Consider the following 15,413-nt stretch of genomic DNA (forward strand, 5'->3'; position numbering starts at 1 on the left):
ACCGTGCCGCGCAGTCCCGACGGTTGTGATGTGTCGCCCCTTGGCCCCCGGGCACAGGGCCGGGGTGATGACAGTTGACGCCGTGCAAAGCCATCATGCTTCAGCGTTCGCGCAGGCGGGGCATCAGATCGACGAAGTTGCAGGGCCGAAAGCGGCTGTCGAGCTGATCCTTGAGGATCATGTCCCACCCGTCCTTCACCGCGCCGGTCGATCCCGGCAACGCGAAAAGATAGGTGCCACGCGCGACCGCGGCACAGGCGCGCGACTGGATCGTCGACGTGCCGATCGTCTGATAGCTGAGCCAGCGGAACAGCTCGCCAAAGCCGGGAATCGGTTTGTCCTGCACCTGTTCGACCGCCTCCGGCGTGACATCGCGTCCAGTGACGCCGGTGCCGCCGGTCGAGATCACGCAATCGATCGCCGGATCGTCGATCCAAGCGGTCAGCCGCGCGACCAGTGCCGGCACATCATCGCGGACGATGTCACGCGCGGCCACGACATGCCCGGCTGCCTCAATTCGCGCAACGAGCGTGTCGCCCGACCGGTCGTCCGCGGGCGTGCGGGTGTCGGAAACGGTCAGGACGGCGATGCGGACGGGAAGAAACGCGCGGTCGGGATCAACGGGCACCGGTCGCGCTGCCTGCCCGTGTCCCGCGCGTCTTGCTGATGCGCACCGCCTTCTCGCCCGGCAGGCCGGGGAATTTCGGCCAGAGGCCCTGCGCGAGCGCGGCGCGGCTGGCCGACGCCTTGCCCTCCTTGCGCTCGTACATCCAGTAGTTGCGCAGCACCGTCATCACATAGCCCCGCGTTTCCCAGTACGGGATGCTCTCGATATAGAGGAGCGGGTCGCCGTTATCGTGGGTCTGCACATTCCACGCCTCGACCGGCGAGGGGCCGGCATTGTAGGCCGCGATCACCTTGGGCAGCAGGCCCTGGGTCGCGGCCATGTCGCGCAGCTTTTCAAGATAGCTTTGCCCGACCTCGATATTGGTGGACGGCCGGGCGAGTGCCGACCGGTCGATCGTCACGCCGCGCGCCCGCGCGATGTCGGTGGCGGCCGCCGGCATGATCTGCATGAGCCCGAACGCGCCCGCCGGGCTGACGATATCGGCATCGAACCGCGATTCCTGCAGCGCGTGGGCATAGACCAGCGCCTTGTCGACACGCCAGCCGCCGTCGGGGGTCCAGTTCGGCGCGGGGTAGCGCGCCTCGACCGCCGGGCTGGCGCCGGGCGGGCAATATTGCGCGAGCCACAATTGCGTCTGGGGCAGATTGAGCGTCCCGGCCAACCGGCTGAGTGCGGCGAAATCGCGCACATCGCCGATCTTGGCCTGGTGGCGCAGGACGCGATCGGCGAGCGCGGTTTCGTCGATCTCGATCAGTGCCGACGCGACCTGAACGTTGATCAGCGCGCCGAGCGCGTGCCAGTCGGCGGTCATCGCGTCAGCGGTCCTGACGGGCGCGTCGTCCATGCCGAGCGCATGGCGCGCGAGCAGGCCGTAAAAGGTCTCGCCATATTGCGACGCGCTCTGCAGCCGCGCCTGCACCAGTTCGGGATGACCACAGGCGATGTCGGCGCGCGACGCCCAATACAGGCCGGCCGATCGCATTTCGGAGTGCGTCGCGCGCTGGGCGACCGACTGGAACGCCGCCTGCGCCGCGCCGCAATCCTGTTGCCGCCACGCCGCCAGGCCGTCGACCCAGTCGGCCTGTGCGACCCAGTCGCCTTCGCCACGCCGGGCGCGTGCCGCCATCCGGCGCGCATTGGCGTCGTCGCCGGCGGTGTAATAAATCCACGCGACGCGCTGCGCCCATTCGGCCCGCGCCTCCGGCGTCAGGTCGCCGTCGCGCGTATCGAGCAGCGCCTCGGCCGCGGCGCCGTCGTCCGCCTTGATATGGGGGCGCATCGCTACGGCGAGCTCTGCGGCGGCCGCGTCGCTCTTGACCGATTTCAACCGCGCGCGCACCGGTGCGCCGCCGACCCAGACCAGCTTCTGCTCGGCGGGGAGCGGCGGCAAATCCTCGATACCGCGGCTTTTGGCCAGCCGGGCAAGCTGTGCGGCATGGGGCAGTTCGGGCGCCAGCGCGACGAGCTCGGCCAGCGCCTGTCCCGCCGCCTTGGGCGAATTGCGCGCGGTATAGAGCTCCGCCCGCGCGATCGAATGGAGCAGACCGGGCTTCGTTGCGTCGAGCAACAACTGCGCATCGGCCCAGCGTTCGGCACGGATCGCCGCGAACACCTTGCGATAATTGAGCCGTGCGGCGTCGTCGAGCAGCACCGGCAGCCGGGGCGCGCGGGCGGCTGCGGATACGGCAGCCGACGGAGACGACGGTGCCGCCGTGTCGCGCGCCTGCGCGGCGACCGGAAGCATCAATGTCGCCAAGGCAACTGCGAACGAAATCCTCATCACTCAAAACCCCCGGCCAGCAACTGCAGGTCGTGCCACGTCTCGGCCTTGAAGTGCCGGCGTTGCAGCAGCAGTCGCGGGTGTGGAACACCAATGGAGGAGACTATCCGATCGTTAGGGTTAAGCGTACGCAAACGACCCCAGCGCGCAGGGGCGCCTGCCCCGACAAACGCACGGCTCACCGATTGTCCGAGCAAAAGCGCATGTTTCGCGGGGAGCAATGCCAGGTGATGCTGGGCAAGGCGACCCAGCCGATCAACCTGTTCGACGCTCAGATGATCGCCCAACGGCCGGGTCCAGCACAGCGGCACGACGAGCGTATTTTGACGCGAACGTCCGATCGCGCGCAGCATCGCGTCGAACAGCCGGCCCGCGGCGCCGGTCAGAATCTCGCCGTCGCGATCATCGGCATCGGGATGATCAGTGAAGACGACGAGCGGGGCATCGACCGGCCCGTGCGGTGCAAAACGCGGGCCGGGCCACGCCGCTTCCGGCGCGGACGCGCCGACGCGCCAGGCGAGGAACGCCGGGAGATCGCGGGGAAAGTCTGGGTCGACGCGGTCATCGGCGGCGGGGGTCGGCAAGGTCGGGGCCGGCGCGCCCACCCGGCCGAACCAGTCGCGCGGATCGTCCGCGACCAGCGTATCGACGCCGGCGTCGATCCACCAGTCGAGCGCCGCCGCGGCGGTTACCCGCCAATTCCCGTGTTGCTCCGCTCCCATCCGCTTCATAAGGTGCGAAGCTGACGAAAACGTCAATTCCTCCGGAGGTGCGGGAGGATCAGGCGTGGCCGGGCTGCGACGAGGGCGTCTGTCTCTTGCCGCACCGCCGCCCCTGACAACGGATTGGCGTCGAGGAGAATGGAATGAGCGAACGCGAATCAATGCCCTATGACGTGGTGATCGTCGGTGGCGGCCCCGCCGGGCTCTCCGCCGCGATCCGGCTGAAGCAGCTGGCGACCGGGCAGGGGCAGGAACTCTCGGTCTGCGTGCTCGAAAAGGGGTCGGAGATCGGCGCGCACATCCTGTCCGGGGCGGTGATTGATCCGATCGCGCTCGACGAGCTGCTGCCCGAATGGCGCGACATGGGGTGTCCGCTCGCCGCGACGCCGGTGACCGAAAACCACCATTGGATATTGAGCGAGACCGGCAAGCGCGAGTTCCCGCACTTCCTGCTGCCCGGATTCATGCACAACAAGGGCTGCTATACCGGCTCGCTCGGCAATCTCTGCCGCTGGCTTGCCGAACAGGCCGAGGGCATGGGCGTCGAGATCTTTCCCGGTTTCGCCGCCGCCGAAGTGCTGTTCAACGACGATGGGTCGGTCAAGGGCGTCGCGACCGGCGACATGGGCATCGCGCGCGACGGCACGCGCAAACCCGATTATCAGCCGGGCCTCGAACTCCATGCCCGCTACACTTTCTTTGCCGAGGGGGTCCGCGGCCACCTGTCCAAGCAGCTGATGCGTCAGTTCGATCTGCGCGCGAACTGTGACCCGCAAGTCTATGGAATCGGTATCAAAGAGCTGTGGGACATTCCGCCGGAAAACCATGTGCCGGGACGCGTGATCCACAGCCAGGGCTGGCCGCTGAGCGAGGGCGCGAACGGTGGCGGCTTCCTCTATCATCAGGCGAACAACCAGGTCGCGTTGGGCTTCGTCACCTGGCTCAACTATTCCAACCCGCACCTCTCGCCCTTCCACGAAATGCAGCGGTGGAAGACGCATCCGGCGATCGCGGCGATCCTGAAGGGCGGCAAGCGCGTCAGCTATGGCGCGCGCGCGATCAATGACGGCGGCTGGCAGTCGGTCCCCAAGCTCGTCTTCCCCGGCGGCGCGCTGATCGGCTGTTCGGCGGGATTCGTGAACGTGCCGCGGATCAAGGGCACGCACACCGCGATGAAGACGGGTATGATGGCTGCCGATGCTGCCTTTGCCGCGGTCGCCGCCGACCGGCGCGGCGACGAGCTGACCGCGTACAGCGAGGCTTATGAGGCGAGCTGGGTGTACAAGGAGCTGTTCCAGGTCCGCAACGTCGTCCCGCTGGTCAAGAAATATGGCGACACGATCGGCACGGGCCTCGCGGGCGTCAACATGTGGGCGGAGAGCCTGGGGCTGAAGATGCCGTTCACGATGCACCACCATCCCGACCACGAGAGCCTGTGGCGCAAGGATCTGGCGAAGAAGATCGACTATCCCAAGCCCGACGGGGTGCTGACCTTCGATCGCCTGTCCTCGGTGTTCGTGTCGAACACCAACCATGAAGAGGACCAGCCCGTTCACCTGACGCTCAAGGACCCGGACGTACCGATCCGCCACAACCTGCCGCTCTATGACGAGCCGGCGCAGCGTTACTGTCCGGCGGGCGTCTATGAAGTGGTGGGCGAGGACGCGGGCGAGCCGAAATTCGTGATCAACGCGCAGAATTGCGTCCACTGCAAGACGTGCGACATCAAGGACCCGACCCAGAACATCAACTGGGTCGTGCCGGAGGGCGGGGGAGGGCCGAACTATCCCAATATGTAATCGCGTTCGCGCGGGCCGACTTGGGCTGATCCTCGCGATCGCGGGGTTCGGCGCGTTGCCCGCGCATGCCGACAATATCCGGACATTGTCCGCCTATGCCCGCGCGCGGCTGGCGGCGACCGACGGGCACGTGGGTGCGGCGGCGGCGGGCTATGCCGAGGCGCTGGCGGCCCGGCCGGAGGACGAGTTGATCGCGATCCGTGCCTATCGCGAAGCGCTGGCGGCCGGCGACATCCCGCTCGCGCTCAGTGCCGCCGCGGTGCTCGATCGATCGCAGGTCGCGCCGGCCGATGCGGCGGTGCTGGCGTTCGCCGACGCGCTCGCCACCGGCAACCGCGTGCGTGCCGCCGAGGCTGCCGCTCAGCTCGATGGCTCTCCGCTCGAATTCATGACGCCGGTTCTGCTGGCCTGGCTGACCTTCGACAGCGATCCGGCGGCCGCGCTGGCGATGCTGGAAACCGGCAGCGACAATGCGTTGACCCGCCGCTACGCGAGCGAGAGCCGGGCGCTGATGCAGATCGGATCGGGTGACGTCGCCGGGGGTGTCGCCGCGCTGCGCGTCCTGCTGGCCGGCGACCAGTCGAGCCTGGACCTGCGCCTGAACGCCGCCATGCTGCTCGCCGGCCAGCGCCAGGGCAATCTGGGTCGTGCGCTGCTCGTGGGTGACGACCCGGTGCTCAGCCGCGCGGCACAGGCGCTGCGCGGGGTGCGCGCCGACAGCCGCTTCGGGGCTTCGCGCCTGTTCGTCCGGCTGGGCAGCGACCTGACCAGCGACGGGACCCAGGCGCTGGCGATCGCTCTCGCGCGCTCGGCCCTGCGTCTCGACCCGACCGACGACCGCGCGCGCCTGATCCTCGTCGACGGCCTGGCGCGCGAGGGTGCGGAGGCGGGTGCGCTGGCGACGATCGCCGAAATCGGACCGAAAAGCCTGTTCGCGCATCCTGCCCGGGTCGCGGAGATCTTTGTGCTGCAGCGCGCCGGACGAGGCGCCGAAAGCCTCGCGCTGGCCCAGCGACTGGCGACGGCACCGGATGCGTCGGCCAATGATGCGCGGACCTACGCCGACCTGCTGTTCGACGCCGAACGCTTTGCCGAGGCCGCGGATGCCTATGCGCTGGTGATGACACGCGGCGGGGCGGGGCCGGCATGGGTGACGCAGCTGCAGCGCGGCGGCGCGCTCGAACGCGCGGGGCGCTGGGCCGAGGCGCTGCCGTTCCTGAAGAAAGCGGTCGAGCTGGCGCCCAACGAGGCGACCGCGCTCAATTATCTCGGCTATGCACAGGCGGAGCGGGGCGAAAACCTGACCGAGGCGCTCGCGCTGCTCGAACGCGCCAGCGCCTTGCAGCCCAATGATGCAGCGATCACCGACTCGCTCGGCTGGGCCTATTTCCAAAATGGCTTTGCGACACGCGCGCTGCCGTTGATCGAACGCGCGGCGCGTGGCGAACCGGCCGACCCGACGATCCAGGAGCATCTGGGCGATGCCTATTGGCGGGTGGGGCGGCGCTATGAGGCGCGCTATGCCTGGCGCGCAGCGGCGCTCTACGCGACCGGGGAACATGCCGACCGGATCGCGATGAAGCTCGCCTCCGGTCCCACGATCGCAGCGCGCTGAGCGATTGACCGTGGAGATCGTGGAGGTGGCGCCGGCCAAGCTGAACCTGGCGCTGCACGTGCGCGCCCGGCGCGACGACGGCTATCATGAGCTCGACACGCTGTTCGTGTTCGTGCGCGACGGCGATGATCTTCGCATCGTCCCGGCCGACGCCGACCGGTTCACGATCACCGGGCCGTTCGCCAGCGCGCTCGACCCGGCCGCCGACAATCTGGTGACGCGGGCGCGCGACCTGTTTCGCCGGGAAATTGCCCCGGCGCCGCCGGTAGCGATCGAACTGATCAAGCGCCTGCCCGTTGCTTCCGGCATCGGCGGCGGATCGGCCGATGCCGCCGCGACGCTGCGCGCGCTTGCCCGACTGACGGGAATCGCACCTGACGATGCCCGGCTGGACGCGGTTGCCGGGCGGCTCGGTTCCGACGTCCCGGCCTGTCTCCTTGGCCGTGCGGCGCGCGGGTCGGGGCGGGGCGAGCAGTTGATCGAGATTGCGGGCTTGCCCGGGCGGCCGGTGCTGCTGGTAAACCCGGGTGTCGCGGTGTCGACGGCACGGGTGTTTGCCGGGTGGGACGGTGTGGATCGCGGCGGCATCGGCGAAGGCCCGCTGATCGACATTGCGCAGGCCGGCCGCAACGACCTGCAGCCGGCGGCTTGTGCGATCGCGCCGGTCATCGCTGATGTACTCGGTCACCTGTCGGCGTTACCCGGCGCCGCGATGGCGCGGATGTCGGGATCGGGCGCGACCTGTTTCGCGCTGTTCGACGATCGCGCGGCATGCGCGGCGGCGGCCACCATGACGCGCGACCGGCACCCGGACTGGTGGTGTCTCGAAACGGTGCTGACGTGACAGCCGGTCGTCCCGTTCCGGCACCCGGCCGGGCAATCGATCCCGGAAAATGGCGGCTTTGCTCGGCTGGCACGGAAGTTGTTGGGCGTGACGCACGGATCGATCGCCGGGAGCGAAACGTCCGGGGATGGTCCTGGCGCAGGCCGGCGCCATCCCGACCGGATTGCTGCCGGTGATCCGGTGTACGCGTCACGACGCGGTCCTGTCGATCGGGCTGGACCGTCCGGCCCGGCGCAACGCGCTCGCCACCCCGCACTGGCGCGAACTTGCCGACACATTGGCAGCCATTTCGTCCAACGATACCCGCGTCGTCGTGCTGCGCTCGCTGGTGCCCGGTATCTTCTCGGCCGGCGCGGATCTCGGCGATTTGGCGCGCCTGCGCGACGATGTGGCCGCGCGTCCGGCGTTTCTCGACGCGATGCGGGCGGCGATCGACGCACTTGCGGCGTTGCCCGTCCCGACCGTGGCGGTGATCGACGGGGGATGCCATGGCGCGGCGGTCGCGCTCGTACTGGCCTGCGACCTTCGGATCGCCGGGCCGGGCGCGCGTTTCGCGGTGCCGCCCGCGCGGCTCGGACTGCTCTATCCCGTCGAGGATGTGACGCGGCTCGCCGCGCAGGTCGGGGCCGGCCATGCCGCCCGCCTGTTGTTCGCCGGGGACGCGATCGATGCGGTGGAGGCACAGCGGATCGGCCTGGTCGAGCAGGTTGCGGACGATGCGTCGGCGTCTGCCGCGCACTTTGCAACGACCGTTGCCGCCAATGATCCGGACGCGGTGCGCGGGTTGAAGGCGATGCTGGCCCGCCCCGCCGATCCCGGCCACCGCGCGGCGTTTCTGGCGCGTTTCGGCAGCGACGCGTTTGCCGCCGGACTTGCGGCCTTTGCGGCGCGCGAGGGACGCGGATGACGGAGTTTATCGACGGCGCCGATCGCCGGCTGCTGCTGTTGTGCGATCACGCATCGAATAGGGTGCCCGACGACATCGATCTGGCGATCGATCCGGCGCTGCTCGACCTGCACATCGCGGTCGATCTCGGCGCGGCGGCGCTGACGCGCGCACTGGCGGCGCAATCGGGCGCACTGGCATTTCTGGGGACGGTGTCGCGGCTTGTGATCGATCTTCACCGACAGCCCGACCATCCGGCGCTGATCCCGCTGGTGAGCGACGGGCACGACATTCCCGGTAATCGAGATGTCGACCGCTCGGCCCGCATCGCCCGCTTTCACGCCCCCTATCACCGCGCGATCGCGCGTCACATCGCCGCGCATCGTCCGGCGCTGATCGTGTCGATTCACAGCTTCACGCGCCGGCTGGCGCATGGCGACACCGCACGCCGGGTCTGGGACGCGGGGATCCTCTACAACCGCGACGCGCGCGCCGCCGCCCCGGCGATTGCGTCGCTGCGTGCGCAGGGGATCGAGACCGGCGACAACCAGCCCTATTCGGGGCGGCTGCTCAATGCGACGCTCAACCGGCACGGCGAGGCGCACGGCATCCCCTACCTCGCGATCGAGGTGTGCAACGACCAGCTTGCCGACCCCGCCGGCGTCGCGCGTTGGCGCGGGATCGTCGGCAAAATGATCGATGATGTGCGCAACAGACTTGCGCCGCAGGCGCCTACCGCGACATAGGCGTGCGCCATGAGCCATCAATTCGACAAGTCCCGCCTGCCCAGCCGTCACGTTTCGGTCGGGCCCGAGCGCGCACCGCATCGCAGCTATTACTATGCGATGGGCATTGCCGAGGCGGACATCGCCAAGCCCTTTGTCGGTATCGCCAGCGCCGGCAACGACAGCGCGCCGTGCAACACGACCCTGGATTTCCAGGCGGATGCCGCGCGCGCCGGGGTGGTTCAGGGCGGGGGAATGCCGCGCCGCTTCAACACGATCACCGTTACTGACGGCATCGCGATGGGTCATCAGGGGATGAAATCGTCGCTGGTCAGTCGCGAGGTCATCGCAGATTCGATCGAGCTCAGCATGCGCGGCCATTGCTACGACGCGCTGGTCGGCTTTGCCGGGTGCGACAAGTCGCTGCCTGGCATGATGATGGCGATGCTTCGCCTGAACGTCCCGTCGATCTTCGTCTATGGCGGCTCGATCCTGCCCGGACGCTATGAGGATCGCGACGTGACTGTCGTCGATGTGTTCGAGGCGGTGGGTCGATACGCCGCCGGTACGTGCCCGCTGCATGACCTGACCGCGCTGGAAAAGGTCGCGTGTCCCGGCCACGGCGCGTGCGGTGGCCAGTTCACCGCCAACACCATGGCGTGCGTCGGCGAGGCGATCGGCTTGTCGCTACCCAATTCCAACATGGTTCCCGCCCCCTATCGCAGCCGCGAGGAGATCGCTGTCGCCGCCGGCGAACAGGTCATGGCGCTGATCGCGCGCAGCCTGCGCCCGCGCGACATCTGCACCCGCGAAGCCTTCATCAACGCCGCGCGCGTGGTGGCGGCGACCGGCGGCTCGACCAATGCGGCGCTGCACCTGCCCGCCATGGCGAGCGAGGCCGGCATCGACTTCGATCTGTTCGACGTCGCAGATGCATTCAAATCAACACCTTACATCGCCGACCTGAAACCCGGTGGCAAATATGTCGCCAAGGACATGTACGAGGCTGGCGGCGTCTACATGCTGATGAAGACGATGCTCGACGGCGGTTTCCTGGACGGGAGCTGCATGACCGTGACCGGGCGGACGCTGGGCGAGAATATCGACGAGGTGACGTGGAACCCCGACCAGAAGGTCATCTATGACGTGAAGACGCCGATCACCGCCACGGGCGGCGTCGTCGGCCTGCGCGGCTCGCTCGCGCCCGATGGGGCGATCGTCAAGGTGGCGGGGATGCAGCGGCTGCAATTCACCGGGACCGCGCGTGTTTTCGATTGCGAGGAGGATGCCTTCGCCGCCGTCGAGGCGCGCGACATCGCAGAGGGCAGCGTGATCGTCATCCGCTACGAAGGGCCGAAGGGCGGGCCGGGGATGCGCGAGATGCTGTCGACCACCGCCGCGCTCTACGGCCTGGGGCTGGGCGAGAAGGTCGCGCTCATCACCGATGGCCGTTTTTCGGGTGCGACCCGTGGCTTCTGCATCGGCCATGTCGGCCCGGAGGCGGCGGAGGGCGGGCCGATCGCGCTGATCGAGGACGGCGACGTCATCCGTATCGATGCAGAGGCGGGCACGATCGACCTCGACGTTGCGGAGGAGGTGCTCGCCGCGCGTCGGGAGGCCTGGCGGCCGCGCGTCAACGACTATCAGGCGGGCGCGTTGTGGCGCTATTCGCAGACGGTTGGTCCGGCCTATAAGGGCGCGGTCACGCACCCGGGGGCCAGCGCCGAACGTCATGTCTACGCGGATATCTAGCCGACCGGTTGCCGCGCTGCTGCTGGCGCTGGCGGGCTGCGACCCGGCGCCGCCCGAAGCATCGAATGTCGTCGCGGCGGCGGCACCGGCGCCCGCCGACCGGATCGCGTGCGCCGATCCGGGCAGCGACCGTTTCACGGCGAGCTGCACCCTTGAGCGCCGGGAGGGGCCGGAAGGCGCGATCCTGGTCGTGACGCGTGGCGATGGCGGTTTCCACCGGCTGCGCGTGAGCGATGACGGCCGCGGCGTGGTCGCCGCCGACGGCGCCGAACCCGCGCGGGTCCGGATCATCGGCGACAAGCGGATCGAAGTCGCGATCGGCGGTGCGCGCTATCAGTTGCCGGCGACGATCGCCGCCGGGCGATGAGCCGGGTCTGCCCCGCCGGGGCACCCATCCTGACGGCGGGAGCGATGCGCGCCGCCGAGGCCGCGACCTTTGCCATGGGCGTTGCCCAGACCGACCTGATGGAACAAGCGGGGCTTGCGGTGGCATGGACGGCCCGACGCTTCGCGGCCGGCGCGCCGGTGCTGGTCCTCGCCGGGCCGGGCAACAACGGCGGCGACGCCTATGTCGCCGCGCGCCACCTGAGCGAATGGGGCCATGACGTCATGGTGGCAGTGGCCGATTTGCCCAGATCTTCCGCTGCGCTGGAGATGCGTGCGCGCTGGACGGGGCCGGTCGTGGCGCTTGCCGATGCGCAGCCGCGCGCCATGCTGATCGACGGCGTGTTCGGCACCGGGATGACCCGCCCGCTCCCCCCCGCGATCCGCGATCCTTTGCGCAAGCTGGTTCCGGCTGCGCGCTTCAGCCTCGCGATCGACCTGCCGTCGGGGCTCGACGCCGACAGCGGCGACGACCTGGGCGCGGCGCGGGTGTCGGCAACCCTTGCGCTCGGCGCGCTGAAGCCCGCGCACCTCCTGTCCTTCGGCGTCGCGGCATGCGGGCATGTCCTGCGCGATGGACTGGGCATCGCAGTCGATAGCGACTGGCACAGCATCGCCCGGCCGGTGATCGCACCGCCACGCCATGACGCGCACAAATATCGTCGCGGGCTGGTCGGCATCGTCGCGGGCGCGATGCCGGGCGCGGCCGCGCTGGCTGCGGGCGCGGCGGCGCGCGGCGGGGCGGGCTATGTCGTGGTGGCCGGCGGCATCGCTCGCGACGCTGCGGTAGTCGGCCGCGCCGCGGTCGATCGCGGGGCGCTGGCTGCGTGGCTGGCCGACGACCGGCTGCGCGTCCTCCTGATCGGACCCGGCCTGGGGCGGGGCGAGGCCGCGCGCGCGCTGGTCGAGACCGCGATCGCCGGGGACCGCCCGCTGGTGCTCGACGGCGATGCGCTGGGGCTGTGCAGTCCCGACCAGTTGAAGCGCCGCGTCGCGCCGACGATCCTGACGCCTCATGGCGGCGAGTTCGCGGCGCTGTTCGGGGCGTGGCGCGGCAGCAAGATCGACGCGACCCTCGCCGCCGCCCGGGCCAGCGGTGCGGTCGTCGTGCACAAGGGGCCCGATACCGTCATCGCCGATCCGAAGGGCCGGGTGATCGTCGCGGCCGCCGCGACGCCATGGCTGGCGACGGCAGGGACGGGGGACGTGCTCGCCGGCCTGATCGCCAGCCGCCTTGCCGTCACGCCGGATCGCGCGCTAGAGGCGGCAGCCGCCGCGACGTGGCTGCACGGCCACGCCGCGCGCACCGCCGATCCTGCCTTTGCCGCCGACGACCTGATAGCCCTGATCCCCGGAGCGATCGCCGAATGTCGATGACCGATCCCGATCCTGCCGCCGCGACGGTCGTGCGCGTCGCCGCGCGGGGGGAGGGCGTGACCGCCGATGGCCGCCATGTCGGCCACGCCGCGCCGGGCGATCACGTTGCGCCGGACGGCACGCTGGTGCGCGGTCCGCATCACCAGACGCCGCCATGCCGGCACTTTCCCGAATGCGGCGGCTGCCAGCTCCAGCATCTCGACGATGCTGCCTACGCGGCCTTCGTCGCCGCGCGCGTGACCACCGCGCTCGCCGCCCAGGACCTGGAGGCACCGGTCCGTGCGCCGATCCTGTCGCCGCCGCACAGCCGCCGCCGCGCGACGCTCCACGCCGAGCGGCGCGGTCGCCAGGTGCATCTGGGCTTTGCCGAGGCGCGCAGCCACCGGCTGATCGACATCGCCGAATGCCCGATCCTCGACCCGCGTTTGTTCGCACTGGTCCAGCCATTGCGCGGGCTGCTCGCGGCGATGCTGCCCCGCAGCGGCCGGGTCGACGTCCATCTCGCGCTCGCGGATCAGGGGCCCGACGTGCTTGTCACCGGGCATGATTTCGAAGGGCTGCGCGCGGCGGAGGCGATCACCGCCTTCGCGCTGCGCCATGGCCTTGCGCGCTTCGCGGTCGACGACGGCATGGGGCCGGAATCGCGCTTCGAGCCCGAACCGGTGACGATCACGCTGGCGGGCGTGCCTGTGGCGCTCCCGCCCGCCGCATTTCTCCAGGCGACCGCGGACGGCGAAGCGGCGCTGGCGGCGGCGGCGCGCGAAGTGGCCGCGGGGGCGGCGACCGTTGCTGACCTGTTCGCGGGGCTCGGCACCTTCACCTTCGCAATGCCGGCGACGGCGCGCGTCTATGCCGCCGAGGGCGCGCGCGACGCGGTGCTCGCGCTCAAGGCCGCTGGCAATGCGATGCAGCGCCGGGTGTTCGTCGAACATCGCGACCTGTACCGCCGCCCGCTCGACACGGCCGAGCTCGAACGGTTCGACTGCGTCCTGCTCGATCCGCCGCGGGCCGGCGCGCGCGAGCAGGCGACGGCGCTGGCGGCATCGCGCTTGCGCAGGATCGGTTATATCTCATGTAATCCCAGTACCTTCGCACGCGATGCGAAGATGTTGTGTGAGAGCGGTCACCGCCTCGACTGGGTCCAGCCGGTCGGCCAGTTCCGCTGGTCGACCCATGTCGAGCTCGCCGCGCAGTTCAGCCGCGACTGACCTCGCCCGGATAGTCGGCGCGCAGGAAGTAAAGCCCGTCGGGCGGGGCATTGAGGCCGAGCGCGGCGCGATCGCGTGCGGCAAGCGCGGCGCCGACATCGCCGGGCTGCCACTTGCCCTGGCCGACGAGCGCGAGGCAGCCGACCATCGATCGCACCTGGTGATGCAGGAACGACCGCGCCGAGGCATGGACGTGGATCTCGTCACCGATGCGCGCGACGTCCAGCCGGTCGAGCGTGCGCAGCGGGCTGTCCGCCTGGCAATGTGCCGATCGGAAGGTGGTGAAGTCGTGCCGCCCCACCAGCACCGCCGCCGCCTCACCCATCGCATCCGCATCGAGCGGCGCGGCGATCCGCCACGCCAGCCCCAGATCGACGGTCAGCGGCGCGCGCCGGTTGACGATGCGATAGCGGTAATGCCGGGCAGTGCACGAAAAGCGCGCATGCCAGTCTTCGGCGACCTCGACGCAATCGAGGATCGCGACCGGATCGGGCCGCAGTCGTGCGTTGAGCGCCTCGCCCAGGCGAAAGGCGGTGATCGACCGCGCGACATCGCAATGCGCGCGCATCGCCAGCCCGTGCACGCCCGCATCGGTGCGCCCGGCGGCGTGGACGGTCGCCTCCTCGCCGGTGACGTCGTAAATCGCGCGCTCGATCGCGGCTTGCACGCTGGGGCCGTGCGCCTGCGCCTGCCAGCCCATGAACGGGCGGCCGTCGAACTCCACGGTCAGCGCAAATCGCGTCACAACCGCGTGCCTGCCGCGATCGGAAAGCCGCGCAGCAGCTCGCCCGGCGTCATGACGCCGCGCCCGGCGCGCTGGACCTGCACCGGGCGGATCGCCCCCGATCCGCAGGCGATGGTAAGCGCCGCGTCGAGCACCTCGCCCGGCGCGCCGCTGCCCGCCACGACATCGGCGGCAAGCACGCGCACGCGTTCGTCGCCGAGCGTGAAAAAGGCACCGGGCGCGGGGTTGAAGGCGCGGACCTGACGCTCGACCTGATCCGCCGTCGCGGCAAAGTCGATGCGCGCTTCCGCCTTGTCGATCTTGGGCGCATGGGTGACACCGGTTTCCGCCTGTGCAACCGGGGGATGGGCGGCGGGATCGGCCAGCACCGCGACCATCAGCGCCGCGCCCATATCGGCCAGTTCGCGGGTGAGCGCGCCCGCGGTCTTGCGCGCGACCGGGGTCCGTCCCTCCAGCCGCACCGGGCCGGTATCCAGCCCGGCCTCCATCTGCATGATGCCGACCCCGGTCTCGGCATCGCCGGCCAGGATGGCGCGCTGGATCGGCGCCGCCCCGCGCCAGCGCGGCAGCAGCGACGCGTGGACGTTGAGGCAGCCCAGCCGCGGCGCATCGAGCACGGCGCGCGGCAGGATGAGGCCATAGGCGGCGACCACCGCGACATCGGCCTCCAGCGCCGCGAACGCCGCCTGCTCGGCCGGATCGCGCAGCCGTTCGGGTGAGCGCACCGCAATGCCAAGTGCCTCGGCGCGGGCATGGACGGGGGAGGGGGTCAGCGCCTTGCCGCGACCCGCGCGGCGCGGCGGCTGGCTATAGGCGACCGCGACCTCGTGCCCCGCCGCGACAACCGCGTCGAGCACCGGCACCGCGAAGTCCGGGGTTCCCATGAAGATGATCCGCATCGCCTCCGTCTCAACCGCTTGGCAAAGGCATGCGCAACCCCCTATCTGA

At 70.0% G+C, this 15,413-nt stretch carries 14 protein-coding genes; 9 read left to right on the forward strand and 5 right to left on the reverse strand.

Going from position 1 to position 15,413, the window contains the following annotated elements; translation table 11 throughout:
* Window positions 1-100: 100 nt before the first annotated feature.
* The 3 genes from moaB to GO308_RS05180 are packed head-to-tail and all read right to left on the reverse strand — an operon-like array spanning window position 101 to window position 3,130.
* Window positions 101-628: a molybdenum cofactor biosynthesis protein B gene (gene moaB, locus GO308_RS05170; RefSeq protein WP_240884261.1), complete on the reverse strand. Its 528-nt coding sequence runs from the start codon at window positions 626-628 to the stop codon at window positions 101-103.
* Window positions 618-2,372: a lytic transglycosylase domain-containing protein gene (locus GO308_RS05175; RefSeq protein ID WP_240884263.1), complete on the reverse strand. Its 1,755-nt coding sequence runs from the start codon at window positions 2,370-2,372 to the stop codon at window positions 618-620. The genes moaB and GO308_RS05175 overlap by 11 nt, the downstream gene beginning before the upstream one ends.
* Before the next feature lie 35 nt (window positions 2,373-2,407).
* Window positions 2,408-3,130 carry a uracil-DNA glycosylase family protein gene (locus GO308_RS05180; RefSeq protein WP_240884265.1) on the reverse strand — a complete coding sequence of 241 codons (723 nt, stop codon included), beginning with the start codon at window positions 3,128-3,130 and terminating at the stop codon, window positions 2,408-2,410.
* A gap of 143 nt (window positions 3,131-3,273) precedes the next feature.
* Here GO308_RS05180 and GO308_RS05185 point away from each other — a divergent pair, with 143 nt between their 5' ends.
* The 9 genes from GO308_RS05185 (at window position 3,274) to GO308_RS05225 (ending at window position 13,720) form a co-directional block, all read left to right on the forward strand.
* Complete coding sequence (locus GO308_RS05185) at window positions 3,274-4,929, forward strand: electron transfer flavoprotein-ubiquinone oxidoreductase (protein WP_240884267.1); 1,656 nt, start codon at window positions 3,274-3,276, stop codon at window positions 4,927-4,929.
* Between the two features lie 55 nt (window positions 4,930-4,984).
* A complete protein-coding gene (locus GO308_RS05190) occupies window positions 4,985-6,544 on the forward strand; it encodes a tetratricopeptide repeat protein (protein WP_240884269.1) in 1,560 nt (519 codons plus the stop codon).
* Between the two features lie 4 nt (window positions 6,545-6,548).
* Window positions 6,549-7,388 carry a 4-(cytidine 5'-diphospho)-2-C-methyl-D-erythritol kinase gene (locus tag GO308_RS05195; protein WP_240884271.1) on the forward strand — a complete coding sequence of 280 codons (840 nt, stop codon included), beginning with the start codon at window positions 6,549-6,551 and terminating at the stop codon, window positions 7,386-7,388.
* A gap of 127 nt (window positions 7,389-7,515) precedes the next feature.
* Window positions 7,516-8,295, forward strand: a complete 780-nt coding sequence (locus GO308_RS05200; RefSeq protein WP_240884273.1) for an enoyl-CoA hydratase/isomerase family protein — start codon at window positions 7,516-7,518, stop codon at window positions 8,293-8,295.
* Window positions 8,292-9,020, forward strand: coding sequence for an N-formylglutamate amidohydrolase (locus tag GO308_RS05205; RefSeq protein WP_240884276.1), 729 nt, complete (start codon window positions 8,292-8,294; stop codon window positions 9,018-9,020). The genes GO308_RS05200 and GO308_RS05205 overlap by 4 nt, the downstream gene beginning before the upstream one ends.
* A gap of 9 nt (window positions 9,021-9,029) precedes the next feature.
* Complete coding sequence (gene ilvD / locus GO308_RS05210) at window positions 9,030-10,751, forward strand: dihydroxy-acid dehydratase (protein WP_240884278.1); 1,722 nt, start codon at window positions 9,030-9,032, stop codon at window positions 10,749-10,751.
* Window positions 10,732-11,118: a hypothetical protein gene (locus GO308_RS05215; RefSeq protein WP_240884281.1), complete on the forward strand. Its 387-nt coding sequence runs from the start codon at window positions 10,732-10,734 to the stop codon at window positions 11,116-11,118. The genes ilvD and GO308_RS05215 overlap by 20 nt, the downstream gene beginning before the upstream one ends.
* Window positions 11,115-12,512: an NAD(P)H-hydrate dehydratase gene (locus tag GO308_RS05220; RefSeq protein WP_240884282.1), complete on the forward strand. Its 1,398-nt coding sequence runs from the start codon at window positions 11,115-11,117 to the stop codon at window positions 12,510-12,512. Before GO308_RS05215 ends, GO308_RS05220 begins: the two co-directional genes overlap by 4 nt.
* Window positions 12,509-13,720 carry a class I SAM-dependent RNA methyltransferase gene (locus GO308_RS05225; protein ID WP_240884284.1) on the forward strand — a complete coding sequence of 404 codons (1,212 nt, stop codon included), beginning with the start codon at window positions 12,509-12,511 and terminating at the stop codon, window positions 13,718-13,720. The genes GO308_RS05220 and GO308_RS05225 overlap by 4 nt, the downstream gene beginning before the upstream one ends.
* On the opposite strand, the gene truA is transcribed toward GO308_RS05225, so the two are convergent.
* Window positions 13,707-14,465: a tRNA pseudouridine(38-40) synthase TruA gene (gene truA / locus GO308_RS05230; RefSeq protein ID WP_240884292.1), complete on the reverse strand. Its 759-nt coding sequence runs from the start codon at window positions 14,463-14,465 to the stop codon at window positions 13,707-13,709. The two genes, GO308_RS05225 and truA, sit on opposite strands and share 14 nt — an antisense overlap.
* Complete coding sequence (gene fmt, locus GO308_RS05235; protein WP_240884294.1) at window positions 14,462-15,364, reverse strand: methionyl-tRNA formyltransferase; 903 nt, start codon at window positions 15,362-15,364, stop codon at window positions 14,462-14,464. Before fmt ends, truA begins: the two co-directional genes overlap by 4 nt.
* Window positions 15,365-15,413 lie beyond the last annotated feature (49 nt).

The organism is Sphingomonas sp. SFZ2018-12, assembly GCF_022496715.1.
In the GTDB taxonomy this organism is placed as follows: Bacteria; Pseudomonadota; Alphaproteobacteria; order Sphingomonadales; family Sphingomonadaceae; genus Sphingomonas.

Coding starts and splice junctions, on each gene's coding strand:
- GO308_RS05175 (WP_240884263.1), bottom strand. CDS start 2,372: ATGCTTCCGGTCGCCGCGCAGGCGCGCGACACGGCGGCACCGTCGTCT.
- GO308_RS05180 (WP_240884265.1), bottom strand. CDS start 3,130: ATGGGAGCGGAGCAACACGGGAATTGGCGGGTAACCGCCGCGGCGGCG.
- GO308_RS05185 (WP_240884267.1), top strand. CDS start 3,274: ATGAGCGAACGCGAATCAATGCCCTATGACGTGGTGATCGTCGGTGGC.
- GO308_RS05200 (WP_240884273.1), top strand. CDS start 7,516: ATGGTCCTGGCGCAGGCCGGCGCCATCCCGACCGGATTGCTGCCGGTG.
- GO308_RS05205 (WP_240884276.1), top strand. CDS start 8,292: ATGACGGAGTTTATCGACGGCGCCGATCGCCGGCTGCTGCTGTTGTGC.
- ilvD (WP_240884278.1), top strand. CDS start 9,030: ATGAGCCATCAATTCGACAAGTCCCGCCTGCCCAGCCGTCACGTTTCG.
- GO308_RS05215 (WP_240884281.1), top strand. CDS start 10,732: ATGTCTACGCGGATATCTAGCCGACCGGTTGCCGCGCTGCTGCTGGCG.
- GO308_RS05220 (WP_240884282.1), top strand. CDS start 11,115: ATGAGCCGGGTCTGCCCCGCCGGGGCACCCATCCTGACGGCGGGAGCG.
- GO308_RS05225 (WP_240884284.1), top strand. CDS start 12,509: ATGACCGATCCCGATCCTGCCGCCGCGACGGTCGTGCGCGTCGCCGCG.
- fmt (WP_240884294.1), bottom strand. CDS start 15,364: ATGCGGATCATCTTCATGGGAACCCCGGACTTCGCGGTGCCGGTGCTC.